Origin of the sequence: Nocardia sp. NBC_01009 (assembly GCF_045208035.1) — a bacterium.
Lineage (GTDB): Bacteria > Actinomycetota > Actinomycetes > Mycobacteriales > Mycobacteriaceae > Nocardia.
Genome location: NZ_CP108695.1, coordinates 5,188,213 through 5,212,403, shown reverse-complemented (window position 1 = coordinate 5,212,403; position 24,191 = coordinate 5,188,213). Strand labels below are relative to the sequence as shown.

Below are 24,191 nucleotides of genomic sequence, written 5' to 3'. Positions count from 1 at the left end.
GCATGACGTCGGCGAGCGGCTAGTCGTCGGACACCACGGACACTCAGGATCCTGCGTGGCGCACACAACGCGGTCATAGCGCAAGGCTGCCGTCTTTTCTGCCTGGCAACTACTGTTGCTGTTTCTGGGAATAGACCTGGCGAGCTGCCGAGATCAGCTGGTGCGGATGGCGGGTAGGTTCAGTTCAAGGATTCCTCCACCATCCGGCGCCGACCCGGCGGTGACTGTGGCTCCGTGCAGGTCGGCGACCTGTGCCACGATGGCCAATCCCAGTCCGTGGCCGGTTCGGTTACCTGCGGCGCTGGCCCGGTAGAAGCGGTCGAAGACGCGCGGCAGGTCTTCGGCGGCGATTCCGGGGCCATGGTCGCGCACTGTCAAACGGTGATCGCGTAGGCCGATGTGGACTGTTCCGTGTGGCGGGCTGAATTTGGCGGCGTTGTCGAGCAGGTTGGTGACGGCTCTGCTGAGGCGGGTGGGTGCGCCATGGATCGTTGTCGGTTCCAGGGCCTCAGCGAAGATGATTGTGGGCCAATGCCTTCGGGTGGTCTTGACGCAGTCCGCGACGAGGGTGTCCAGCCGGAGATCCTCGAAGGGTTCATGCATGGCATTCGGGTCGTCGGCGCGGGCGAGGTCGATGAGGTCGGTGACGAGTCCGGAGAGTTCTTCGGCTTGGACGCGCAGTGCGTCGCCGGTGTCGGCGAGTTGCTGTGGGGTAAGGCGCTCGGCGCGGCCCAACAGGTCGATATCGGTGCGTAGCGCGGTGAGCGGGGTGCGCAGTTCATGCGAGGCGTCGGCGACCAGACGGCGCTGAGCCGCCCGGGAATTGCGCTCCGCGGTCAGCGCCTGGTCGAGTTCGTCGAGCATGGTGTTGAAACTGCGGGCCAGACTGGCGAGTTCATCCGAGCCGATCACGTCGATGCGGTGGCGAGGGTCGCGGGTGGTGGCGACCCGTTCGGCGGCCCGCGTCAGCGCCGTGACCGGAGCCAGTGCGTTTCGCGCCAAGAGGAACCCGGCGCCGATCGCGAGCACGGTGCCTGCCGCGGCCGCGGCGAGGAGTGCCAGGCCGACGCGGCGCAGGCCGGTGTCGACGGGGTCGGACCGCTGCGCGACCTGCACGGCGCTGCCGGGTTGCAACTGGGCGGTGTACATCCGCAGCGGATACCCGTCGAGGGTGATGTCAGTGAAGTAGGCCTGCCGCGATCCGGCTGCCACCGCGCGGGTTTCGGTGTCGACCGGCAGCGAGTCTTCGGGGTCGTGCTCGGATGCGATGCGACCGTCGGCGGCGACCACCTGAACACAGCTCGGTGCGGCCAGATATCGGCACGGTCCGGACATCGCGGCGATATCCGGCTCGGCGGCGAACTGCCGGGTGATCCGGGTCGTCTCACGGCGCAGTCCGAGATCGAGGGCACCGTTCATTTCGTGGCTGACCACGGCGTAGGCGGCCAAGCCCATGCCGGTGAGTGCCAGCGTCATCGCGAGAACGAAGAAGCCTGCGATGCGTCCGCGCAGCGACCGTGTCAGCCGATCGACACGCAGCCTCATGGCGGCGGTCCGAGCCGGTAGCCCACACCTCGGATGGTGTGGATGAGCCGTGGCTGCGCATCGACCTCCAGCTTGCGCCGCAGATAGCGGATGTAGACCTCGAGTGAGTTCGACGATTGGCCGAGCTCGTGCCCCCATACTCGTTCGATCAGTGTCTCGCGGGGCAGGGCCTGGCCGCTGTTGCGTAGGAACACCTCGAGCAGCGCGAACTCGGTCCGGGTGAGCTCGACCACCCGTTCGCCGCGCCGTACCTGATGCGCGGTGGTGTCCATGACGAGGTCCGCGCAGGACAGTACGGCTCCGTCGTCCGGATAGGTGCGGCGCACCAGTGCCCGCACCCTGGCCAGCAGTTCGTCCAAGTCGAAGGGTTTGACCAGGTAGTCGTCGGCGCCTGCGTCGAGGCCCGCGATGCGATCGGCCACCGCGTCGCGTGCGGTGAGCATCAGGATCGGGGTGCGATCACCGCGCGCCCGGAGTTGCTTGCACGCGGTCACACCGTCCATGAAGGGCATCAGGACATCCAGCAGCACGACCTCGGGATGCCATTGCTGTATCTCGGTGAGCGCGGTGGCGCCGTCGCGGACGGCGCGGGTCTCATAACCCTCGCTGTCCATCGCGCGCACGAGTGCGTCACGTACCGCGGCTTCGTCGTCGACCACCAAGACACGCATGGTCGCCCATAGTACGGAGCCGCCGCGGCGGACCCTTCTCACCGGATTCTCATCCGGCGTCGGAAACGTGCTGGATATGAAATGGCGAAGCCTCGATCGAATCGACCGATCCACCGCGGCGGCGACAGCAACGGTCCTGTGCTCGACCGTTGCCCTGTGCCTGGCCGCGGCGCTGAGCACCACAGCATGTGCCCGCCCAACGACTGCCGAACCACCGTGGGTGCGTGGGAGCCACGTCGTGATCCCGGTCAACGGCGGCCGCGCCGATGTGGACACAACCACGCTTGCGGCGGTCACCGAGGGGGTCGGGATCGATCTGTCCGCTCCAGCCCAGAGCGAGCTCGGCCCAGTCGGCGCGATCCGGGTAGACGGTGACGTCGCCACCTGGAACTACCCCGACCAGGCGCTCACCGCCTCGGCCGCCGCCGAGCACGGCCGACTTCGGGTCACGCTGCGCAGCGATCGCGACGGACGCCTCGTCTGGCCGGTGACCGGCGCTGACCCGGCCGCGGTGTCGCTGCAGCTGCCGCGCGGCGAGGGCCTTTCGCTGCCCGTCGCGGACCCGTTCTGGAATTCCCCCAATGCCACCCTCATCGACAGCGCGCTCGATATGACGTCCGGGCTGACCATGCCGTTCTGGGGCTATCGCATCGGGGATCGCGGCGTCGGCTACATCGTGCCCACCGACATCGGCACCGCATTGACCGTGACCTCCACCGAAGGCAGATTGCAGACCCGAGCCACGCACGAATTCGATGCCCGCGCGGCAACCCGCGAATACACGGTGACCTTCGCACTGACCGATGCCGACCCGATCGCCGCCGCGAAGGACTACCGCAACTGGCTGATGGAGCACGACCAATTCAGGTCGCTCGCCGACAAGATCCAGCAGAACCCGTCGATCGCGCGGCTGCTCGGAGCCTTCCACGCCTATGTGTTCGGCGACGGTAAGTCACCGGAGGCGATGCGGCAGCTGCACGACCTCGGCGTGAGCCGGATGTGGATCGGCTACGACTCCGACGACAACCCCATGTCGGCAGCGGCGATCGATGCCGCTGAAAAGGCCGGATACATTGCGGGACCGTATGATTCCTACGCCAACGCCCAGGATCCGGCCACTGCCGACAACCCCTCGTCCCGCTGGCCGGACCAGGTGTGGCCGGACGGTTGCGTACTGACAGCGGACGGGACGCCGCAGACCGGATTCGGCGACCGCGGCTGCTATCTGAGTTCGCAGGCACTGGCACAGGATCCGACGCTGCTCGACGACAGGTACGCCGCCATGACCGGCAACGGTGCCGACACCTACTTCCTCGACGTCGATGCCGCGGGCGAGTTCTTCGACGACTACAGCCCGAACCATCCGATGAACCAGCGGCGGGATCGCGAAAACCGGCTCGCCCGAATGCGCCTGCTGGCGCAGGACCGGCAGCAGGTGTTGGGGTCCGAGGCCGCAGGCGCGTGGGCCGCACCGGATCTCGCGTTCAACCATGGCGCGCAGACTCCGGTGACCGACCTCCTGTGGCCGCTGGAACGCAATAGGGAGGTCTGGGGCGGCTACGCGCCCGCGGGTGCGCCGAAGGTCTTCTTCAAACCGGTCGATCTGCCCGCTGGGGTGGCCGAGGCCATGTTCGATCCGGCCTACCGGATTCCCCTGTACGAGACGGTGTTGCATGATTCGATCGTCAACGTCGACCGCTGGGAGCTGTCGTATTACAAGCTGCCTCAGCAGCGGACGATGCGTGCGTTGACCGCGATGCTGAACAATACGCCGCTGAACTTTGTGCTCGACCGCGCGACGCTTGCCGATCACGGCACCGAAATCGCCCGTCTGCAGCAGTTTTTCGCACCATTGCACGAAAGTGCCGCCACTCTGCCGATGACGAGTTTCCAATGGCTGGCCGACGACCATTCGGTGCAGCGCAGCGTCTTCGGCGACAACGCGCTCACCGTGACAGCCAATTTCGGGTCGCAGACCTATGGCGAGTTGCCCGCCGGATGTGTGGACGCCACGCTGGCCGGTGACACCACCCCGCGCCGACTATGCCCGGGGCAGTGAACGATGACACTCCAGACGGACCGGATCACCCCGAGCCAGCGTCGTCGTGATCTCGTGTGTATCAGTGGCGCAGCGGTTCTCACCGTTGCGCTGATCGGACATGAGCGAGTACCCGATGTGTTCGGCATCGGGATCGTGCTGGACAGCGCGTTGCCCTGGCTCGGTGTGGGCATTCCGGTGCTCACACTGACAGCTGCGCTGTGTCGGTCCAAGGTGGGCGCACTGACGCTTCTGGTGCCGCTGATCGCTTGGACGTACCTGTTCGGCTCGTGGTGGGCGACCGGAACCGGCTCGGCCACGGTTCCGTATCCGACACAGGTGAAGGTCGTCACGCAGAACCTCTACGCGGGCAACCAGCAACCAACCGCCACCGCACGCGCATTGTCGGCGCTCGATGCCGATCTCATCGGTCTACAGGAGTTCTCGGCAGGAAACGCGGATGCCGTGAGCTCGATCCTGGCCGATGACTACCGGTATTACGTGGTGGAAGGAACTGTCGCGCTGTGGAGCCGGTATCCGATCTCGAGGACCACCTCCGTCGATGTCGGTCTCGGTTGGCGCCGCGGCCTGCGCGCCCACGTCGAAACTCCGCACGGCGGTCTGGTCGTCTACGTGCTGCACCTGCCGTCTTTTCGGCTCGGTGACACAGCGCAGCGCGATCACGGATTGCGCACTCTGTCACGGAGTTTGGCCTCCGATACAGCCGAGCGGGTCGTTGTGCTCGGAGACTTCAACACCACCGACACCGACCGCCGCTGGCAGGGATTCGCGCCCGGCTACCACGACACCCAGCGATCCGCCGGTTCCGGTCCCGGATTCACCTGGCCGGCACGGCTTCCCGTCGTCCGACCCGACCACGTACTCATCCGCGGCATCCGGGCAACCTCGTCGAAGGTGGACCGGACGCCCGGCACCGACCACCGCGCCGTGGCGGTCACCCTCGATCTCGAGCAGTGACCGGGTCATAGTCGTTGGACCACTTTCGCCCCGCATGGTCCGAGCCCGCGCTTCCGCCGCATTCTCCAAGGATTTTCGTCAAGGTGCCGACGCGGGTTGTCAGTCCATTGTGTACGCCCTCCCGCGACAGCCGGTGTTCGCACAACCTGGTTTCGGGCGGCCGGTGCCCGCGCAATCGGCCTACGGCCAGCAGTGCCAGCACAGCATGGACGGAGATCGCCCCACGACGACGGACTTCAGTCCTCGACGCCGACCGGGCAAGCGTCGCGTTCCCGCTCCAGAGCCGGTGTCATCGTCGCGCGCTGTGCGTGGGGCTGCTGGTGCTGATAGTGATTGCGGTCGTACTCCTCGCGATGTGAGTTCGCCCAGCGACGGGATCTCGGCGGGCTGGAACAGTTGCCGTTGCCGCCGGATCAGCGGTGGAGTTGAGATCTTCAGAGCTGTAACGGCTTTCGGTTCTGGTCGACGAGATCATCAACTGCATCTATTCCGAATGTTACAGTGATTTCACTAACGCTCCTATTGTCGTAACAACGGCTGCTGGTGACCCGGTAAACCAGGCATGACTCTCAATCGCAAGCACCTGCAACAGTTTTCGGCCCGCGCTGGTGTCATCGCAGCGGTGACCGCCGCCGGGTTGGTCGGGCTCGCAGCGCCATCTACCGCCATTCCGCATGACCCAGGCTTTCCGTTCTCGCCGACCCTGACGCGCCTGGTTCCGACCAGCTGCTCCGCGATCATCGACGCGGTCACTGTGCGGCAGGAGAAGCCTGGCACGTTCGGCGTGCGGGTGAACGTCACCCAGACCGGGGACAGCTGCTCGGACTGGAAGGTCGCTGTGCGCTTCAAGAACCTGGATACCGGGTATGCGGACGGGCAGCAGCACCGCGTCGTGAACGGCGTCGTCCAAAACACGGTGGACGGCGTGATCGTCGGTTTCGGCACGGCGCCGGGCGTCGGCCGGGTGGAGGCTCGGATCGTCGCGCTGGACTCGAACGACAGGGAGATGGAGCAGATCTCGGGTACGGCGACGTTCACACTGAACTGAGCGCGGGTGCCGTGTCCAGTGATCGCTGGACACGGCACACTCGGCGGTCAGTCACCGTGCAGGATCAGCATGGTGTGCGCACCATGGTGGAACTCGTACGGGGGCTGGCTGATCGGTGGTGGTCACGGTCGGTTTGCTCTCGGTGGTACGGGGAAACTCTGCACGCTCACGGCAAGGCTGGCACCGGCGTGCCGTCCGGTGAACGGCATCCCGCGGCCCCGCCTTCAAAGGTGTTGCGGCGCAACGGTGGGACATGCACCCGCGCGGGCTGATGTTCAGGGCGAACCGCGCGCCTAGCGGCACTACCGGATGTTCACACGGGCGTCGCGGAGAGCACCGGGGCAGTATGACACTCTGCCCGTTGATCTTCCGAGGTGCCGCGCTGGCCGGTTCGCTTACTGGTCCTGACAAAATGATCGATGTGGTGGCGTCGGGCGTGTCGAGTAGCAGGGGCTGCTGCGGTTGAACGGATCTCAGTCGGCGAGATAGCGCAGCATCACCACGGTGTTGAAGTGCCTCGTCTCGGCCAATCGGAGCTGGATGCGGGTGTTCAGCGATGGGAACAGCGGTGTGCCGCCGCCGAGCATTACGGGCAAGAGGAACAGCTGGTACTCGTCGATGAGCCCGTGTGGCATCAGCGAGGCCGCGAGGCTCGCGCCACCGACCTCCATGACGCCATCGCCTCCAGCCTTGAGCCTGCGGACCTCCTCGACCGCGTTCTCACTGATCAGCGTGCTGTTCCAGTGGACCTCGGTGAGTGTCCGGGAGAAGACGACCTTCGGCTTCTCCGTCCAGAGCCTGCCGAACTCACGCTCGATGCGCGGCGCGTCCTCGGGCACGTGCGGCCAGTACTCGGCCATCAGCTCGTACAGGCGACGGCCGTGCAGCGAGACCTCGATCTCGCGGTAACGGTCGTTGTGGAATTGGTGCAGTTCCTCGTCCGGGTTGGTCCAGTCGATGTTGCCGTCGCGGTCGTTGATGTAGCCGTCCAGGGACACGCTGAACCCGTAGATCAGTTTCCTCATGACCGGGTAGACCTCCTACGCGCTCGAAGCTCATCGGCGCTCATCGGACAAAACTGGTCCTGACAAAATCGTCGGACATGGCGGTAGCAGATGACGCAGGTGGCGAGGCCGAGGAAGGCTTCATGGCGACCTCGGGGTAGTCACAGTAGCTTTGTTCGGGTCGGGGCCGCTGTTGGCGACGTAGGCCTGCAGGGTCCCGTCGCTGTTCTGCACACACGCCATCGAGTACGCGTACTGGTGCGCGACGCAGGCGGTGTAACCGTTGTCGTTGTTGGGATAGGGATAGTTGCCGTCATCCTGTCGGTCCTGAGTCGCCTTCTCGGGTCAGCTTCTGCAGTTCGACAGCGGCACGACCAGCTATGGACGGATCGGGGTTATTCACGGCTTCCTCGACGAGATGGTCTCTGCGCGCTTTCCTGCGATGCTCCAGCAGCTCGCGAAACAGCGCTGCGAGGGTCTCTTGGTAGGCGTCGTCGTAATAGACCGGGAAGGTGTTCGACGGCATCGGTCGGTCGAAGCCCTTGACATCCCAGTCGTATTCGGCGTCGTACAGCCATTGCCGTAGTTGCTCGTCGGTTGGACGGTCCGCCGTCACGAGGTCACTCCTTCCGAATACGGTGCCGATTGTTGTATCGATGGCCGTTGATCCTCAGATTCTCCCCTTCCGTACGAACCACTCGCCCCGGGGTCAGCCTCGACGAGGAAGTCCAGACCGGCCGCCGACCCCGGCGTGCCGCCAGGAAACCGATCGCGAGCACACTTGCGCGCAGGTCTGCGTCTGTGACTTGCGCAATGCGTGTGCGACCGCCACCGCTGCTCCACGAAGAGCTGTAGGACAGGCACACACTTGATGCATGTCCAGACCCTGGAACCAATTGCGGAGCAGGGTCACACCGGCGAGCACAGAGACCGCTGAAGAGATCCTCGAATTACTCGTTCAACGGATTTCTGGCGCAGGACACTAGTGTGTCGCGCCTGAAATAAGTCCGGTAAGTTGTTAGCCTGTTTTGCGTGTCGCATCGTGGGCCTTCTGCTGTTGAGATCGTTGTGTCCGACGCCGAGCGTGTGGAACTGGCGCGCAGGGCGGGCTCGTCGGATCGGCGTGAGGCGCAACGGGCTCGGATCGTGCTGGCTTGCGCTGAGGGTATGTCGAATGCGGGTGCTGCGCGGCTTGTCGGTGTCTCGGTGGGGTCTGCGGCGAGATGGCGTGGGCAGTTCGCCGCCGAGGGCCTGGAAGGACTGGGCGATCGCGATCGTGGTGGGCGGCCGGTGGCCGAGATCGTATTGACCGGCGATGAGCGTGAGACGTTGCAGAGGTGGGCGCGTCGAGCGAAGTCGTCGCAGGCACTCGCGGAACGCTGCCGGATCGTATTGGGCTGTGCGGCAGGCAAATCCAACCAGGATGTAGCGGCCGAGTTGGGTATCACGGCTCAGACGGTGGGTAAGTGGCGGAGGCGTTTCGCGCAGAAACGTCTCGAGGGGTTGTCCGACGAGCCGCGTCCGGGGCGTCGACCCTCGATCCTGCTGGACAAGGTCGAAGAAGTCCTCACGATGACCCTGGAACAGAAACCGGTAGACGCGACGCATTGGTCGCGGACCTCGATGGCCAAACGAAGTGGCTTGTCGCCCTCGACAATTGGACGGATCTGGAGCAAGTTCGAGCTGAAACCGCATGTGGCCGATGGCTTCAAACTCTCGACCGATCCGTTGTTCGTGGACAAGGTCGTCGATGTGGTCGGGCTGTATCACAATCCGCCGGAGAAGGCGGTCGTGCTGTGTGTGGACGAGAAGTCCGGGATCCAGGCACTGGACCGCTCGCAGCCGGTGCTGCCGATGATGCCCGGCATGCCCGAGCGATACTCCCACGACTACGTCCGCCACGGCGTGACCAGCTTGTTCGCGGCGTTCGATATCGCAGACGGGGTCGTGATCTCCAAGCTTTACCAGCGCCGCCGCGCGCAGGAGTTCAAGATGTTCCTCATCGCGATCGACAAAGCCGTGCCCGCGGAACTGGACGTCCACCTGGTCTGCGACAACTTGTCTACCCACAAGACACCAGCGATCAACGTCTGGCTGGCCAAGCATCCTCGCTTCCATATGCATTTCACCCCAACCGGGTCGTCATGGCTCAACCAGGTCGAGCGCTGGTTCGGGTTCCTCACCGACCAACTCCTGCGCCGCGGAATTCACAAAAGCGTTGCGGCACTGGACAAAGACATCACCGCGTGGATCGAACAATGGAACGCCGACCCGAAACCATTCGTCTGGCGCAAAACCGCGGAGGAGATCCTCGAATCACTCGCTAAATATCTTCAACGAATTTCAGGCGCGACACACTAGCTACTTGTCCCTGAAATAGTGCCTGGGGTGCGGCTGCCTCGGACGTGGCCCGCCAGTCCCTCGCGGAGTTGGCTCGGCGTGGTGTCGAAGCGTCGACGGAAGGCCTTGTTGAAGCTGCTGGCCGAACCGAAGCCCAGGTCCGAGGCAATATCGGTGATACTGCAACGCTGGTAGGCGGGGCTGCGCAGGCGGTCGCGCGCCAACTGCAGGCGTTCTTCCCGGATGACTTCACTCGGCGTGGTGCCTGCGGCGCTGAACGCCAGTTGAATTTGACGCAGTGACCAGCCGAGCGCACCGGCCACGCGCGTGCCGGTGAGGTCCGGGTCGCCGGCATGGTTGTGGATATACCGGCGGGCGGTCGCTTCCACATCGGCGAGCTGGGTGGATGAGCTCGCCGGATCGCCGAGAATCTGCATGCACAGCAGATCTACCAACCGTTCGGAGACGGTGTCGAATTGGCGGTCGGTGAGTGCGGCGCATTCGGTGTACAGGCCGCTGACCATCCCGGCCGTCACGCGCCCGAGTCCGGTCGTGAGATCCAGCGGGCGGGTGGGCGGCGCGAGGTGGTTGAGGCGATGCTGTATCTCCTGCCGCGGAATGGTGATGATCAGCCCTCGCGTGCCGTCGGACATGGACATCGCGAAGGGCTGGTCGATGGCCACCAAGCACATCGTTCCCGGAGTGAGGATCCCGTGCCCGCCGTCGGAGCCGAAGGCCAGCCGCCCGGCGAAAGGAACGATCAGCCGATAGTCGTCATCGGGGTCGGCACGGATGAGCTTCGGGTTGCGAAGGTAGGTGACGGCGTCCGATTCCCATCCGACGAGCTGGTAGGCGTCCGTGCGCCGCAGTCGAGTGTGCCCCTGGAAGTCGGTGCGGCTCGGGAACCGGTAGCCCAGTCGGCAGTGGTACATGTTGATCAGATGGGCCCAATAGTCGGCGCGCTCATGTGGATCCACCACACTTGTCGTGTCCGAGTCGGCAATAGCCGCTTGGTCCATGAATACCGTCTCCCGGCTCGGCGATCATTGGTGGCCTGGTCACCAACCCAATTCGAGAAGAAGTGTACGGCGGAACCCGCGCGGACCACAGCCGGATCAGCACTGCCGCTTTTCGAGTTCTTCGCACTCGGACAATGCTCGTGCGTTCCGAGACAAGCGGGTATGCGCGGGCGGTGGCTACGGTCCGAATAGCTGATGCCCGGATCGGCAGGTGTGGCTATCGGTGCCGACCCGATTCAGCTGGTTGCGGACGATAATAAGGAGCTCAAATGCGCAGAATCGTGGTCGGCGACGACGGAACCGGACAGGGGCGGGTACTGGCAGACGACAGCATCGACCCGCTCACACTGGCGCTGCTGCCCGGCGCTGAGATACACCGGATGTGGGAACTCGACGAGCTACCCGATCTGCCGGTCGACCGGATCCCTTCGCAGACCGATACACGCTACTTCCCCGTCCCGGGCGGGCTGCGTTTCGGATTCATCTCCATACCTCCCGGGCTGACCTATGAGCCCGACGCCGACCTGTCCGAGGAAGCACTAGCCGCCGTCACCGCGGAAGCGGAGACGAAACTACCTGGGATGATGGCGGCCTTCGACCCCGCTGCGCCCGGCATGCACAGCACCGCGAGCATCGATTTCATTGTCGTGCTCAGCGGCCAAGGCCGAATGCGCCTCGGCGACGGTGTCGATATCTCGCTGCGATCGGGCGATTGCTTGATCCAGAACGGCACACCACACGCATGGTTCAACGACGGTACGGTGCCATTCGTCTTCAGTTACACCCTCTGCGGCGTCGCCGACCGGAATGTGCCGACAAAACCATGACTCACCCCCAGCAGCGGAGGTCGGCTGGATGAGGTTCGTCGGAAGTCGGTGGCACTGCTTCGAATACACGCTGGTGGCGGCCGGTCCGTGCGCCGTAGCTGTCGATCCCTCGACAGTGGGGGCGGCGTCGATATTCTTCGATTGCCTGGTAGTGCGAGTCGTCGTCGAACCCGGCGACTATCCCTTGACCGACGAGGCCGTTCACGCGATCCGGTACCTGTGCGTCGAGAGCGAGGCGGCCTATATCGTCCTCGCCGGAATCCCGCACTTCGCGACCCCGGGTAGTCGATTTACGCCGGCCGCGAAACAACTGGATATCCTTACCCACGTCGCCGACACACTCGACGTGCTTTCGGATTTCGCCGAACGACTGGAGGAATACGGGGAACGCGTCCACCTGATGCCGTTTGGATGGAAGGTCGCCTCGCGCGCCGAAATATCGGCGCGGCTATGGGATTTGCCTTCCATCACCGTATCCGCCTCCAGGGATGTTCACCGGGTGCCGGATTCTGCTTCCCTGGACATCCGTTCGGCCAGTGCACTGTTCGCAGATCCGGTTCTCGGGCGCGGCGCGATACCGATGGCGACGGAGTTGACCAGCGCCTTCGGTCTGGCCAACTGCTAGGAGGATTTCAGCCTGTCCCAGCAGCGCGCCCCTCCCCACTCGTCAAACTGGCCACCGACATGCTTGCCGTCGTCGGCGAACATCTCACCGACAATCGCCCCTGACCGGGTACCGAGCCAGCCTGCACGGTACCCGGCACTATGGGACGTCTCGAGCCGCAGCCGGCCTCGTCCGCCGAACGCGCGACAGGCGGCATGAGCGTAGGTTGCTGACCTATGTGGCGTCCGGGCGGCACCCTTCCCTCGGACAGCCAGCGAATGTGTGCACCGAGATCGCGGGTCAGGTTCGGCTGCTTGACGGGGGCATGGATGGACTCAGGCATGGAGGGTGGGCCGGTAGGAGTCCGAGGTGCTGTTGCGCTCGCACGGCAGCCTGTCGATGAACCGGGCATTGATGGCCGCCGGCATGGTCGACCGCGTCCAGGTGACGCTGTTCCGTGAACTCGACACAATGGGACATTGTGCGCCGCAATCGATCTCGCCGCGCAGCCCGCCCAGCGGCTATTACAGTGCGTTGTTGAGCGATATCTACTCAAAGTGGATGAACGGGAAGACCTCTCGAAATCGCTGCAGGGTTGGGAGTTGGCATCGTCGTTGCGGTTGTGCTGCGCATCGCAGGCTTCGGTGCTGCCGATCAGCGCTGTTAGTTCCCTTGCGCCTTACCACTTCCGGGAACTCTGTTCCGACTTCTTCGCGGACGCCGGTGGAGTGGGGCTCGGTGTTCGACCGAGCATTGTGCCTGTAGGGTTCGGTGATCAATCCGGGGAGGACTACCGCATGGCGCAGCTTCAGCATCGGATCGACGAATTGACCGATGACTCAGGATTCCTCGGTCTTGTCGACCCACATGCGTACACGTCGTTCGTGGGCGAAGACTGGACCTTGGAGATGCTGTTCGAGCGCGTCGAATCGGAAATGCGGCAGCGGACGATGCTGCTCTGGGGAACCGGCGGCGAGGAGCAATGGCGGATCGACCTTTCGGATTCGCCGGTAGATCCGCGGCTGCCGATCATCAGGCAAATCGCCGGCCCCATCACCGTGACGCGGGGTGAGCTGGTCGTCGTCAATTTGGACACGGTCACCATGGCTGCCCAGTTCGCGGACTCCGCTGTGGACGACGACAAGGATATATACGGGTCCAGTATCGAACTCCCAAACGGCGACTACATCTGCACCATCAGTCAACTGACCGATTCCGAAGAGGATCGGACACATGAAGGCCCCGACTTCCACCTCCAGCTGCTAGCTGGACGAACCTCACCATGGTTCGGGGTCGCATGGTCCGAACTATGACGTTCCGATCGAACGCACGGCATTCGGCATTGTCGTGCGTTCGGGACTGGCGCGGCGCGTAGGACTCGCACGTGGTCGGCCCCGCTTCCGTCGACGAAGTTCCGGCCGCCGGCGAGTCTGAGGTGGACGGGATCAGCTGGCGCCGCCCGCTCCGAGGGCTGACCGGCAGCCGAGACAGTCGATCCGGCGAGCCACACGGTTTCTCGGTCCGGCTGTCCGCACCCCCAAGTCGGGGCAGGGATTTCTGAGGTCTGACCACTGATAACGACCTCTACGACAGCTCGTAAGCGATGAACTCATGTTCCGCACACGCAGGTAGTAGTGGATCTGGTGCATCTTGGTGAACACACGCCAGCTCACCCGCGTTGTTGCGCGACGATGACAGCGACCTGCCCTGTCGGCTAGCGCTGGGCTGTGCTGGTGTGCCTATCTGGCAACCTAATCGCGTCGTGGTGGGGCCAGGAGCGACCGTGACGGAGCTGCCCGCGCCCCATCTACCCTGGTGACACCACCGGCGCCGCGCGATAGTGGTTTCCCAACAAGACAATTCGCGATCAACCACAGGGATCGCGGTACCGAACGCCCGAGGCGTATCGCTTCCATTGCTCCTCGCTCATCGGTTGTGCGAGCGAGCACAGGTGCCGATAGGCGCGATCGACATCGAGATCGATGAGTTCGATTCGACCGGTATCGTTATTCGTGTAGTAGGCCAGGGTGCCACCGGCGTCGACAGTGAGCGGAACCGAGTCATCCCACACTTCGTGATACGGATCAGCGGGAACGGCGGCGAGGCCAACCGGCTTGCGTGGATCGGTGATATCCCAAACTCTGATCGTCGCGTCGGCAGCCGTGGCAGTGAGAACCTGCCCTCCCTGACTTATGCCCAGCAATTTGACATAGGCGGCGCTGACAGTGGACAACGGCTCGGGGTTGCTCGGATCCGCGATATCCCAGAGTTGAACCACTGCCCCATCCCCGCGGGCGGTGGCAACGACATCATCGCCGAAAGCATGGGCATCGGTAGCGACCGTGTCCGAGATCGGACTGCTGATCTGCACCGGATGGCGCCGGTCTCGGCGATCGACCACGATCGCGGACGGTGCAACCGGTGGCGTGGTGAACGACCTATACCGCAGCACGACCACCGCGCCCCCGGCTCCGACCTCGGCGCCGTCGAACCCCAACGGTGGTGGCGGATGCCGTACCTCGAAGGTCATGTTCGGCGCGTCGGCATCGGATATATCCCACAGTTGGGTCGAATCCTTCCCGTCGATCAGCAGTGTGCCGGGATCTACGAATGTCGGCGGATGAAAACCGCGTTGCATCGGTATCGTTGCGCGTTGCCGTGGGTTTCGCGGATCGGAGATGTCCCACAGCACGAGACCACGATCGTCGAAACCCGCCACGATGCGGCTATCCGGGCCGAACGCCGGGTTGCTCAGGCCACGAATCGTCCCCGCGGCTATCGGATGTTCGGAATCGGTGGCGTCCCACAGCACCAGATCGCGATCACGAATATTCGGCAGGCCGAGCAGCAGGCGGCCGTTCGGCGCAAAGGTGGCGATAATTCCCTCGCCTGCGCCGGGTAACTCGGACTCGAGCTCTGGCTGATAGGGATCCGACATTCGCACGAGCCTTCGGCCGATCAGCATGCCGTTGCCGTCGAGGCCGAAACGTATGGCATCGCGCTGTGACATGCCGAAATTGCCGCCCGACGACGAGATCGGTCCTACCTGCAGCGCCGCCGGTCGCGGCGATGTCCATACCCGCACCGTACCGTCACCATTTCCGGTGGCGACTACCCGCGCGTCATGGCCGAATGCCACCGAATACGACTGCGTATCCGGGAATTTGGTAGCGGCAACGAACCACATGGTCTGGGTCTGGCCGCCGTAGGAAAAACCGCAGCGCCACCTATCCACGATGCCGGTGGGATCGACGGTCATGAAGGTCTCCGCGTCCCGTTCGAATTCGACGATCTTGAACGTGGTCGACCGTTCCGTGCGGTCAGGTGGCGGGCCATGGCATTTCAGCACCGGCCGATCCGGATCGGTGAAGTCCCATACCCGCACGGCACCACCTTTTCCGGCGGCGGCGAGCAGATTGCCCTTCTCGTTGAAGTCCACCCCGAGCAGATAGGTCATCGGGTCGACCTCCGGGGTGGGGCGTGGCACCGGATGCCGCGGGTCGGCGACATTCCATGACTCGACGATGCCTGCCACAGCCACGACGAGGGTGCGGCTATCCGGACTGAATGTCAGCGCGATGCCCATTCCGGTCGCGCTCTTCAAGCCCTCGAAGTATAGAAAGCCGAGCATTCTGAGGCCGGTATCCGGATTCGGCTGTATGGTTGCCGCACGGTCGGGGTGGCGTGGGTCGCTGATATCCCAGAGCAGTATGTTGCCAAGCCTGTCAGCAAAGGTGACGGTTCGACCGTCCGGGCTGACAGCGATGTTGTTGTCCACCCGAAATGCCTGGGCGAAAATGTCATCGTTGTCGGCGACCTCGACGGCGACCTCGGACAGCATTGCGGGTCGATCAGGATCGGCGACGTCCCACAGCTGCAGCGTATGCGCGCTGACTCCGACGAGGATTCGGCTGTGCGGTACGAAGATGATGGTGGAGACGTTCGCCGGGCGGATCACCGCACGCGCCTTCGGATGTTGCGACTCGGAGACATCCCAGAGCCGGATGGTGGTGTCCTCGCCGGAACTGGCCAGCAGTTGTTCATCCGGCGAGAACACGACTTTGCCGACTCGCTTACCGTGTCCGGTCAACGACACCGGGAACGGCGTGAGATTGGAGGTGAGAACTCCCGCCCTGGCTTCCGCGGTCGGCGCGATCCGGTAGGCGGCCAAGCTGAGCTGCATTGCGCCCGCAGGATCCGAAGCTCGAATCTCATCCGCCATCGCGGCCAAGCGCCGTGAGTCGAACTGCGCCGCCTGACGCACCGCGTCGCGGCGTTGCGCGGTGGCGAAACCGCCTGCGGCGACGGCGATCAGCAGCAGGATAGCCGCGCCGAGTGCATAGGCGCGGGTGCGCAACCGCACCCGGTCCGCAGCATTCAGGAACTGCTGCTCCACGTCGCCGAGTCGGTTGCCATGGTCGGGATCCTTAGCCCAGTCGTGAGCCGTCATGAGCTTACTACCGCGGTAGAGCAGTCCGTCTTCGCGACCACCGTCCTGCCATCTGCGGGCGTCGTCGACCAACTGCTGATGGGTAAGCAGTCCGCGACGGTCCTCGTCGAGCCAACTGCGCAACAGCGGCCAGGCGCGCAGCAACGCATCGTGTGCCAGTTGCGCGGAATCTTTGTCGACCGTGATGAGTCTGCGCGCGAGCAGCGCTTCGCGGGCGGCGGCGAAAGCTTCGGCTTGGTCGGGACGTTCGGCGGCGATCGCGGCGAGATCCACCCGGCGACGGGTGTCGTCGGTATCGGCGCCGACATGGACCATCCGCAGCAGTAGCGCCTTCGCGGCGGCCCGCCCGGTCGCATCGAGACTCGAGTAGGCGGCATCGGCCTGCTGCGCGACGGCATGCCAAATCCCCCCGGTCGCTTCGTATCCGGCAAGGGTGAGCACGGCACCCTCACGCCTGGACCAGGTCTCGCGCAGCGCATACGACAACAGCGGCAGGCTGGCATGGGCGACGTCCCGGCCTGCGCCGAGATCGTGCAGTAGTCGGTCGGTGAGCGGACTGGAGTCCGCCGCATCGACGCCGGGTTCCAGCTCGAGTCCGCTGATCCGTGCGGGCTCCTCGATGATTTGACGCAGCTGTGGTCGATCCAGGGGGCCGACGGTGATCTGTCGTTCGGTCAAGGCATCACGCAGGGGCGCGTAGCGCAGGCACGGCGAGTAGAAATCCGAGCGCAAGACGATCAGCGCCACGGTGGATGTACGCGTCTCCTCGCACAGTGTGCTGATGAATTCCGCCCGTTCGCCTTCGTCGTCGCATTCGGTGAACACTTCTTCGAACTGATCCACGATCAGTACGATCCGTGTATCCGCCGCACCACCGGATAAGGTCTGCGCCAATGCTTTTCGCAAGGCGGCGAGCGGGTGTGCGCCCGGAGTGATCAGCAGATGCGGCCACGCCGCGGATCCTGGAACGTCGAGTTCACCACGCCGCATCGCGGGGAGGATCCCCGCTTGCACGACCGATGATTTGCCGACACCCGAGACGCCGACCACAACGATCGGCCCCCAGGCACCGACTAGCCGGGTCATCCTGGTGAGTGTTTCGGCCACGAATTCTCTACGGCCGAAGAAGAATTGCTCGTCGTCGACGGTGTACGGGTCGAGCCCTCGATATGGGCACGGCCGGTCCGCCGCATCCGCGGTGGTGGTCTCGGCGCCCCACGGCCGGGCCAGAACCTTGGGTGCGGCCGCATTGGGCGCCAGGACAATCGCACCTGCATTGCCGTCACCCGGCCATCTCTGCGGCGCGGAGAGACCACGCGCGACGAGGATCCGACGCAAGCACCGGTACCCGCCGTCAACGGTGATCACCGCGGGTTCAGCGGGATCGCCTTCGGTCAGCAACGTCAGGAACTCACCACTGAATGCGGTATGCCGGGATTCAGGAGGCGCGAACGCCTGCTCATTCGGCGGTGCGGCAGCCAGCACGTAACTGCTCCGCATCGGCGCCAGCGTGTAGGCATCGGCCGGTAACGGACCGAACGAACCGGTGGCCCGGCCGCCGTAACAACAATCGAGAATCACCAGAATCGAGGTGGCCCGACAGCGGCGCATAGCCGTTCGGATGGACTGATAACTGACCGCGTCGAATCCGAGCCGGGTGCTTTCACCGCTGGTCGTGAAGGTAGCCAGGTACAGCTGGTTGTCTTCGTCGATGAGTCCGTGGCCGAGGTAATACAGCACGAACACGTCTGTTGCCCGGGTTGCGGCGGTGACGAGCGCGTCGCCGAATGCAGCCGGATCGGCCGGATCCACGTGTGCCACTATGTTTTCCGGCAGTACACCGCACCGCTCGATGAACGTTGCGGTCAGCTCGGCGACCGTGTTGGCAATCGCCGGTACCGCCGGGAGCCCGGATTCGGCGGCGAAGCCGCCCGACCCGACGATGAGAACTCGGGTTCCGCGGGAACTCAGCGCCGATGCGGGTGGTTCAGCCGTCATCGTCGGGGCTGTCCTCCATGAACCGAGTGAGTTCGTTTACGGCCGTATCCACTTCGGCGGGCGTCCAGGCCTGGGCGGCCGGCGCCTGGAATTCCATCTCTGATCCATCCGGTCTGCGGATCGTGACCGTCACCGCGTTCACCCGATGACGTAGCCATTCGATCAGCACGTCGGCGGTCGCCCGCGCGACGACGGTGGCGGTGCCCCCTGCACCCAGCGCGATCGTCAGTGTGTCGGCCAGACCTCCGAGTTTGTCCCGCTCTAGCTCGGGCTCGATCAAACCGGCGTGCCCGCGCAGTCCGTCGGCGTCGGTCAGCCACTGCAGCAGGCTGCGCACGTCATCGGACCCTTGCCGCTCTACTCGGATGAGAACACTCACGATTTCTCCTCTGACGATGTGACGCCATCGTGGCACAACAAACACACTTGGGCGCGTAGGCCGCCCAATACTTCTGGTCTGCCCGCCGGACTCACGCGGACCGGCCAGGTGCGCAGCCTCCTCTCGAGTGGTGCTCCTGGTTTCATCGGGTCGCCGTCCGCCCGACCGTTTTGCAGGGTTCCGGGCTCGCTCCGACCGGATCTAAGCGATCGACCGTTGTCCCCCCGCAATACACCAGAACATCCGCTCATGCGTTCCGTGCGGGGCATGCTCCGGATGGAGAGCCTCTCAACGGTTCGACTGGGCGTGGCCTTCTATCCGGCCTCGCCGAACGAGTCTGCGGGCAGTTGCTCGTAGGCTTCCGCCGGGCACCCCGGTGGGCGTTTGCGGCCGAAGTCGGCATACACATCACCCCATCGGGTGGGGACGATCAGGTGGGCAAACTGGTCGAGTTCAGCGTCGCACCATCATTGAAGCAGCTTGAACAGCTGGCCGATCTCCGCGTCTGTCATGGGCGTGCCGTTGGTGTCTGCCATGCCGAAAGACTAGGTGCACTGATCAGTGCGTGAAAGTGCTGATCCATATCGCGGAACACATTCTGCTCCTTCCACTTACGATGCCGTCGGCCCCTACGATGTAACGGCGAGTCGAACATCCGCTTCTGCCAATTAGTGGGTTATCGGAATAGCAGTGACGGCGAGGACACTGCCGATGCGTTCCGTGAGCGTCATAGTCGCCGTTCCGGGGTGTCGAGAATCCAAGACCGAGTGGATAGAACTCCGCTCAATCGGACTCTCCTTCCCGCTGCGGGATCGATATCGACGCGAATTGTCGTCCCCGACAGGTGGAAGGGGCCGTTCCACAGATCCGACGGGGCGAGTTCGGTGCCGACCGCCAGGACCACGTCGGCATTCTCGACCAAGGCGCGCACGCTCGGGTGATGCAACCCGGCTCCTATCGCGAGCGGATGCTGTTCGTCGAGAACGCCTTTGCCGTTCGCGCTGGTGACCACCGGAGCGCCCAGCTGTTCGGCGAGCCGACGGACCGATTCACTTGCCCAGCGGGCACCACCACCCACGATGATCACCGGGCGCTGCGCCGCGGCGAGCAACTCGGCGGCGGTAGCCAGTTCCCTTACAACTCAGCACTGCATGCTAAACGCAACCGGTCATGACCAGGACGGCCCGGTGCACGAGTTGCGCGCCGCGCCCGCCGTCACGGGTTCCGGTCATTGGTCATCACCGGGGCCGACGGCGCTGATCCATCCCGTGTACCCGAGCTCGATGTCAGCGCGGCTATGGGGTGATGCCGTCGAATTGCATGACCCAGTACGGGTTGTTCGTGATGGTGTTCCATTGCGAGACATACAGGGTCACGTCGGTGGCTGAGGCGGATCGGGGGTGGATGTAGCCGCCGTAGAGTTGCGGGAAGGAGCGGACCCAGAACTGCCACCACGGTACGGCGCCGTGGATCTGTTGTCTCGGATTGGTCCATACCTGGTCGATTGCCGCCACGGTGCGGGTGGAGATGCAGTAGCCGTTGACGTCGAAGTAGGACATGACCCAGGTACCCGCAATGTTTTTCACACTCAGCTCCCCGATGGGTCCCATCCCCGCGAACAACGGGGTGGGAGTCGGGTTGCCCCACTGCCAGGCCGAGCCGTTGTAGCCCCAGTACTGGTAGTCGGCGCGGGTGGCGATCTGCTGCCACGGCACGCGCATCAGGATCGGCCCGTCCTGGTTGTGGGAGCGCCCCCATTCCTTGGACACGATGTACAGGTAGCCGTCGCTGTTGTTGTTGCCGATACCCGCGAAGGACTGCATCATGAACGGGCTCCAGCCGTCGTAGCCGTCGCTGCCGTCGTTGCGCCACACCGCTGCGTAATCCGTCCAGGTAGTGCCGTCGTCGTCGGAGTAGGCGAGCCCGCAGAACAGCGCCCCGTACTGGTCGTCGGAGGCGTTCCAGTCGTGGACGCTGGTGTAGGTCAACCAGGTGCGCCCGTTCGGGTCGACGAAGGCGTCGTTGGGGATCCGGGTGACCTCGATCCCGTAGCCGTTGTCGGCGTTGTGGGTGTAGGTGAGGACCTGTTTCGCCTGCGCCCCGCCGGAGGCGCTGGTGAAAGTGGTGGTGGTGTCCGGGATGTTGGGGCTGAACAGCAGGATCGGCGAGCCGAGCCAGGTGCCGGAGCCTTGGCTGTTGCCGGTGAACGTGTCACCGAACACAAATCCGGACCGGCCCGGCCCGAAGCGGCTGCGGTCGTAGGGGATGCCGAGGTCGGCTCCGCCTACCCCGAACTGCTGCGCGGTACTGGCGCTATACCCGTTGATCGCCGTGCCCCAATGTCTCGACATCACCGAGGTCCTCCCTGCTCATGCATTCGTTCGTTACTGGTGTCCCTGGGCGAGCGAACATTGCCGCGGGGCCAACGACCGGCGTCACCACCGGCGCATCGGACGGGACCGGGACCGCAAAATCGACTGCGGCTGGTTAGGTTTCGGCCGCTGTGGATTCGTTCTATGTGGATTCAGCGAGGACGAATCGGGCCCATGCCCCGGCTGGACTGGAGTTGTCGGTCGTCGACCGATACTTGGAAGTGGGCACGTCGGCGAAAAGGGAATCAACCATGACTACCCTCCGAGAAGGACGACCGACCCCTTGGGGGGGACCGGAATTGCGGTGGTAACTACCGATTTTCCGGTGCCGCGGCCGCGACGTCAGCAGTAGTGCACTACTGTGACCGCGTCGTAATCGGCCATGCCGCAACAAGCCCCGTCCCCGCCCGGCGGGCTAACGGCCGCTGGTGCCCGCCACGACGGCGTGAATCCTCAATTGTGTGGTGGTCGCCTGCGCGAGACTGCATGCTGTCGCGGCGCGTTCGAGGTAGAGCGATACGGTGTTGTCGGGCGGGTAGATTCGCAGCCCGGGTACCGACACCGGTTGCCATTGCTCGGGCGGAATGTTGTGCACGTTGATCGCATACGCCAGCGCCGACACCCGCCCACCGGGCGCCAACTGAACCGGGCCGGACGAGGTATCGTCCCGCGCGGCGGCGCGCCGACAGGTGCGCTGTCCAGGCCGGTAGCGTAGGAGACACCCGGGAATCCTCCGAGTACGCACGTACCGGACCCGTTGTTGGTGAACACGATCGGGAAAGCAACGGTTCCGGCGGCCGCGGTTTCCGGTGCGAGACCGGCCGTGAGATCCGACGTCTGACATTGCGGTGCAACGGCATCCGAAGCACGCGCCGACGGCGGCGGTGCGGCCGGCGGCGGCGAACCCACATGCACCGCCGAGCTTGCGCTGCTGCTCGTCGTCCCAGGCGGGGCCGGCTGTTCGGTGCCACAACCTGTGACGGTCGCCGCCGTAGATGCGGTGAGCAGCCACCACGCCATCCACCTTCTCCTCACACAAGCTCACGGCAATCCGCGGGTGGACGAAAGCGCAGTGGAAACGCCATTGCCACAACGGAATACGCCACTAAAGATCGGTCCCGTATGCCTGACTGGATCGATCCGCCGCCCCGCGCCGAATGGCCAGCGGTGTTGGTCAGCGATGGGATCGTCGCTGGTGTGATGGCCGAACTGCAGAGTGCATACCTGTACCGATCGTCATCCATCGGCGACCAGCCCACGTCGGCATGCATGACGGCCGCGAACCTCGACGGCGCTAACCTCACCCAGGCGTATCTGGCCGCCGACTTCACCAACGCGAGCCTCCGTCATGTGATCGCACCTATGCACGCGTCAACCCATCGCTCTTCAACGGCGCCGATCTGGTCGGACTTGGCATGTTCTGGGCCAGCACCGTGAAGACCGACTTCCCTGCCGCCCGAGTCTGAGCACGCTCGGCTTGTTCTTCGCCGATCGATGTCCCGGATTGCTTGCAGCGCTGTATGAATCCGATGATCCCGTACAACCACTCCGTCCACGGGCGGTTGTGAAATGGCTTCGGCCGCAACCCGTTCGTGTGGTTTCTGAACCTCGCGAGTCCTGGCTGGTCGTGCGGCCGACGGCCTTGGTGGGTCACCGCAAGCCGCCGCAGTAGGCCGTTCCTCGCCGCCTTCGCCACGAAGCTCCGCCAGCTCCCGCTGGAGGCGTTGAAGTTCCTCGCGCACGAACTGGTCTCCCGCGGGCACGAGGGTATTCGTCGAATCAGGCGCCGGTCGCGGGTCATCGTTCGATGGCACGGACTACCTGTGGGTGTGCGCGACGATCACGGAGAGGCCACCGATAGCGCCTATTCTCCAGGGGAAGGCAGCGGTCGCCGCGGGTAGTTGCGCGACCATTCCACGCTGACCTCGCGTAGTGCGTGGATGAGCTTTCGCACTGCGGGCGCTGGTTGAGTGTCGGTCCGCCTGATCAGGCAGACGGTCAGCTGAGGTGGGTCCCAGTCCGTTGCGGGTGTCGCGATCTCGTCGGTGCAGAAGTCGCGGAGTGCATGCCGAGGCAGCATGGCGATGCCCACTTGGGCGGCGACCATGAGGATGCTGGTATGCGGGTTGGTTGTCTCGTAGACGATGTCTTGTGTTGGTGGTGAAAATGTGGAATCCACCAGCTCCCGCAGGGCATAGCCGCGCGCGGACACCACCCAGGACTGGTTCTCGAGGTCCTCGATGCTGACCGTTGGTTTGTTGGCTAACGGATGGTGCCGGGAAACGCACAGCACGACTTCGTCGGTGATCAGATCGGTCGCGGTGAGGCTCGCGGTGGAGGCTGGAGCACCGGTGCCGACCACCAGCCCGAGGTCGAGTTCACCGCTCGTCACGCTGTCGCGCACGGCCTGGGAGCCAGATTCCCACACTGAGAAGCGCACGTTGGGAAACGAGTTCTGGTAGAGCGGTACCACTCTCGGTAGAAGTATCTGGCTGGCCGTGGTGACTGCGCCCAGGCGAACGCTGCCGCTGCGCAGTCCGTTGATCAGCCCGGCCTCCTCGCGAAGGGCGCGGTCGGCCTGCAGCACTTGCCGCACGTGCGGGAGCAGAATCCGGGCCTCGGCGCTGGGGAGGACGCCGTTGGCGCGGCGGATCAGCAGGATGACGTTGAGATCCTCCTCGAGGCGCCGGATCTGCTGGCTGAGTGTCGGCTGCCCGACGCCCACCTCCTGGGCTGCTTTGCGCAGCGAACCGTGGCGGATCGCCGCCTCCAGGTAACGCAGCTGCTCCGATCTCATGCCGCGATGATAGCCAGAGCGATCGACAATGACGATCACGGTGGTCGATGGCAACCACTTCCTTGAATCAGTTAGCTGGATCACAGTGGTACGTGACTCGAGAGGCCCACCCTGAGGGCCC

Annotated in this window: 17 protein-coding genes and 2 pseudogenes; 8 read left to right on the top strand and 11 right to left on the bottom strand. The window is 64.4% G+C overall.

Annotated elements, in window-relative coordinates:
- Positions 1-153 precede the first annotated feature (153 nt).
- Positions 154-1,545 (bottom strand): ATP-binding protein, encoded by a 1,392-nt coding sequence (locus OHA42_RS23195; RefSeq protein WP_406229969.1) that lies wholly within the window; start codon positions 1,543-1,545, stop codon positions 154-156.
- Positions 1,542-2,216 carry a response regulator transcription factor gene (locus OHA42_RS23190; RefSeq protein WP_406229968.1) on the bottom strand — a complete coding sequence of 225 codons (675 nt, stop codon included), beginning with the start codon at positions 2,214-2,216 and terminating at the stop codon, positions 1,542-1,544. The genes OHA42_RS23195 and OHA42_RS23190 overlap by 4 nt, the downstream gene beginning before the upstream one ends.
- A 76-nt stretch (positions 2,217-2,292) precedes the next feature.
- Here OHA42_RS23190 and OHA42_RS23185 point away from each other — a divergent pair, with 76 nt between their 5' ends.
- From OHA42_RS23185 to OHA42_RS23175, 3 genes are all read left to right on the top strand, one after another.
- Positions 2,293-4,275, top strand: a complete 1,983-nt coding sequence (locus OHA42_RS23185; RefSeq protein WP_406229967.1) for a glycoside hydrolase — start codon at positions 2,293-2,295, stop codon at positions 4,273-4,275.
- A 3-nt stretch (positions 4,276-4,278) separates the two neighbouring features.
- Positions 4,279-5,232, top strand: a complete 954-nt coding sequence (locus tag OHA42_RS23180; RefSeq protein ID WP_406229966.1) for an endonuclease/exonuclease/phosphatase family protein — start codon at positions 4,279-4,281, stop codon at positions 5,230-5,232.
- A 562-nt stretch (positions 5,233-5,794) separates the two neighbouring features.
- Positions 5,795-6,280, top strand: coding sequence for a hypothetical protein (locus OHA42_RS23175; RefSeq protein ID WP_406229965.1), 486 nt, complete (start codon positions 5,795-5,797; stop codon positions 6,278-6,280).
- Positions 6,281-6,753: 473 nt separating this feature from the next.
- Here OHA42_RS23175 and OHA42_RS23170 read toward each other — a convergent pair whose 3' ends face one another.
- Together OHA42_RS23170 and OHA42_RS23165 are read right to left on the bottom strand one after the other, a co-directional pair.
- The gene (locus tag OHA42_RS23170; protein ID WP_406229964.1) at positions 6,754-7,305 is read right to left on the bottom strand and encodes a dihydrofolate reductase family protein; all 552 of its coding nucleotides are present in this window, start codon (positions 7,303-7,305) and stop codon (positions 6,754-6,756) included.
- Positions 7,306-7,597: 292 nt separating this feature from the next.
- Positions 7,598-7,900 carry a hypothetical protein gene (locus OHA42_RS23165; RefSeq protein ID WP_406229963.1) on the bottom strand — a complete coding sequence of 101 codons (303 nt, stop codon included), beginning with the start codon at positions 7,898-7,900 and terminating at the stop codon, positions 7,598-7,600.
- 452 nt (positions 7,901-8,352) lie between these two features.
- Here OHA42_RS23165 and OHA42_RS23160 point away from each other — a divergent pair, with 452 nt between their 5' ends.
- Positions 8,353-9,645 carry an IS630 family transposase gene (locus OHA42_RS23160; protein WP_406229962.1) on the top strand — a complete coding sequence of 431 codons (1,293 nt, stop codon included), beginning with the start codon at positions 8,353-8,355 and terminating at the stop codon, positions 9,643-9,645.
- Here OHA42_RS23160 and OHA42_RS23155 read toward each other — a convergent pair.
- On the bottom strand, positions 9,642-10,643 hold the full coding sequence (locus OHA42_RS23155) for an AraC family transcriptional regulator (RefSeq protein ID WP_406229961.1): 1,002 nt from the start codon (positions 10,641-10,643) through the stop codon (positions 9,642-9,644). The genes OHA42_RS23160 and OHA42_RS23155 overlap by 4 nt on opposite strands.
- Before the next feature lie 269 nt (positions 10,644-10,912).
- Between OHA42_RS23155 and OHA42_RS23150 the strand changes: the two genes are divergently transcribed.
- The 4 genes and pseudogenes from OHA42_RS23150 to OHA42_RS23135 all read left to right on the top strand — a co-directional run bounded on the left by OHA42_RS23150 (position 10,913) and on the right by OHA42_RS23135 (position 13,387).
- Entirely contained in the window at positions 10,913-11,470 is a 558-nt protein-coding gene (locus OHA42_RS23150; protein WP_406229960.1) for a cupin domain-containing protein, read from the top strand.
- 184 nt (positions 11,471-11,654) lie between these two features.
- Positions 11,655-12,095, top strand: a complete 441-nt coding sequence (locus OHA42_RS23145) for a hypothetical protein (RefSeq protein WP_406229959.1) — start codon at positions 11,655-11,657, stop codon at positions 12,093-12,095.
- 339 nt (positions 12,096-12,434) lie between these two features.
- Positions 12,435-12,530: pseudogene (locus OHA42_RS23140) on the top strand (deaminase); the annotation flags it as partial.
- Positions 12,531-12,871: 341 nt separating this feature from the next.
- Positions 12,872-13,387: a hypothetical protein gene (locus tag OHA42_RS23135; protein WP_406229958.1), complete on the top strand. Its 516-nt coding sequence runs from the start codon at positions 12,872-12,874 to the stop codon at positions 13,385-13,387.
- Positions 13,388-13,941: 554 nt separating this feature from the next.
- On the opposite strand, the gene OHA42_RS23130 is transcribed toward OHA42_RS23135, so the two are convergent.
- The 6 genes and pseudogenes from OHA42_RS23130 to OHA42_RS23105 all read right to left on the bottom strand — a co-directional run bounded on the left by OHA42_RS23130 (position 13,942) and on the right by OHA42_RS23105 (position 24,070).
- The gene (locus OHA42_RS23130) at positions 13,942-18,522 is read right to left on the bottom strand and encodes a caspase family protein (RefSeq protein WP_406229957.1); all 4,581 of its coding nucleotides are present in this window, start codon (positions 18,520-18,522) and stop codon (positions 13,942-13,944) included.
- On the bottom strand, positions 18,512-18,901 hold the full coding sequence (locus OHA42_RS23125; protein WP_406229956.1) for a hypothetical protein: 390 nt from the start codon (positions 18,899-18,901) through the stop codon (positions 18,512-18,514). Before OHA42_RS23125 ends, OHA42_RS23130 begins: the two co-directional genes overlap by 11 nt.
- A gap of 727 nt (positions 18,902-19,628) precedes the next feature.
- Positions 19,629-20,012: a hypothetical protein gene (locus tag OHA42_RS23120; RefSeq protein WP_406229955.1), complete on the bottom strand. Its 384-nt coding sequence runs from the start codon at positions 20,010-20,012 to the stop codon at positions 19,629-19,631.
- A 184-nt stretch (positions 20,013-20,196) separates the two neighbouring features.
- Positions 20,197-21,252 carry a DUF4185 domain-containing protein gene (locus OHA42_RS23115; RefSeq protein ID WP_406229954.1) on the bottom strand — a complete coding sequence of 352 codons (1,056 nt, stop codon included), beginning with the start codon at positions 21,250-21,252 and terminating at the stop codon, positions 20,197-20,199.
- Positions 21,253-21,688: 436 nt separating this feature from the next.
- Positions 21,689-22,293, bottom strand: a pseudogene (locus OHA42_RS23110) (DUF4232 domain-containing protein).
- An 844-nt stretch (positions 22,294-23,137) separates the two neighbouring features.
- A complete protein-coding gene (locus OHA42_RS23105) occupies positions 23,138-24,070 on the bottom strand; it encodes a LysR family transcriptional regulator (protein WP_406229953.1) in 933 nt (310 codons plus the stop codon).
- Between the last annotated feature and the right edge of the window lie 121 nt (positions 24,071-24,191).

Bases quoted from the DNA above. Each gene is read 5' to 3' on its own strand.
- OHA42_RS23195 (WP_406229969.1), bottom strand. From the start codon at position 1,545: ATGAGGCTGCGTGTCGATCGGCTGACACGGTCGCTGCGCGGACGCATC.
- OHA42_RS23190 (WP_406229968.1), bottom strand. From the start codon at position 2,216: ATGCGTGTCTTGGTGGTCGACGACGAAGCCGCGGTACGTGACGCACTC.
- OHA42_RS23185 (WP_406229967.1), top strand. From the start codon at position 2,293: ATGAAATGGCGAAGCCTCGATCGAATCGACCGATCCACCGCGGCGGCG.
- OHA42_RS23180 (WP_406229966.1), top strand. From the start codon at position 4,279: ATGACACTCCAGACGGACCGGATCACCCCGAGCCAGCGTCGTCGTGAT.
- OHA42_RS23175 (WP_406229965.1), top strand. From the start codon at position 5,795: ATGACTCTCAATCGCAAGCACCTGCAACAGTTTTCGGCCCGCGCTGGT.
- OHA42_RS23170 (WP_406229964.1), bottom strand. From the start codon at position 7,305: ATGAGGAAACTGATCTACGGGTTCAGCGTGTCCCTGGACGGCTACATC.
- OHA42_RS23155 (WP_406229961.1), bottom strand. From the start codon at position 10,643: ATGGACCAAGCGGCTATTGCCGACTCGGACACGACAAGTGTGGTGGAT.
- OHA42_RS23150 (WP_406229960.1), top strand. From the start codon at position 10,913: ATGCGCAGAATCGTGGTCGGCGACGACGGAACCGGACAGGGGCGGGTA.
- OHA42_RS23135 (WP_406229958.1), top strand. From the start codon at position 12,872: ATGGCGCAGCTTCAGCATCGGATCGACGAATTGACCGATGACTCAGGA.
- OHA42_RS23130 (WP_406229957.1), bottom strand. From the start codon at position 18,522: ATGACGGCTGAACCACCCGCATCGGCGCTGAGTTCCCGCGGAACCCGA.
- OHA42_RS23115 (WP_406229954.1), bottom strand. From the start codon at position 21,252: ATGTCGAGACATTGGGGCACGGCGATCAACGGGTATAGCGCCAGTACC.
- OHA42_RS23105 (WP_406229953.1), bottom strand. From the start codon at position 24,070: ATGAGATCGGAGCAGCTGCGTTACCTGGAGGCGGCGATCCGCCACGGT.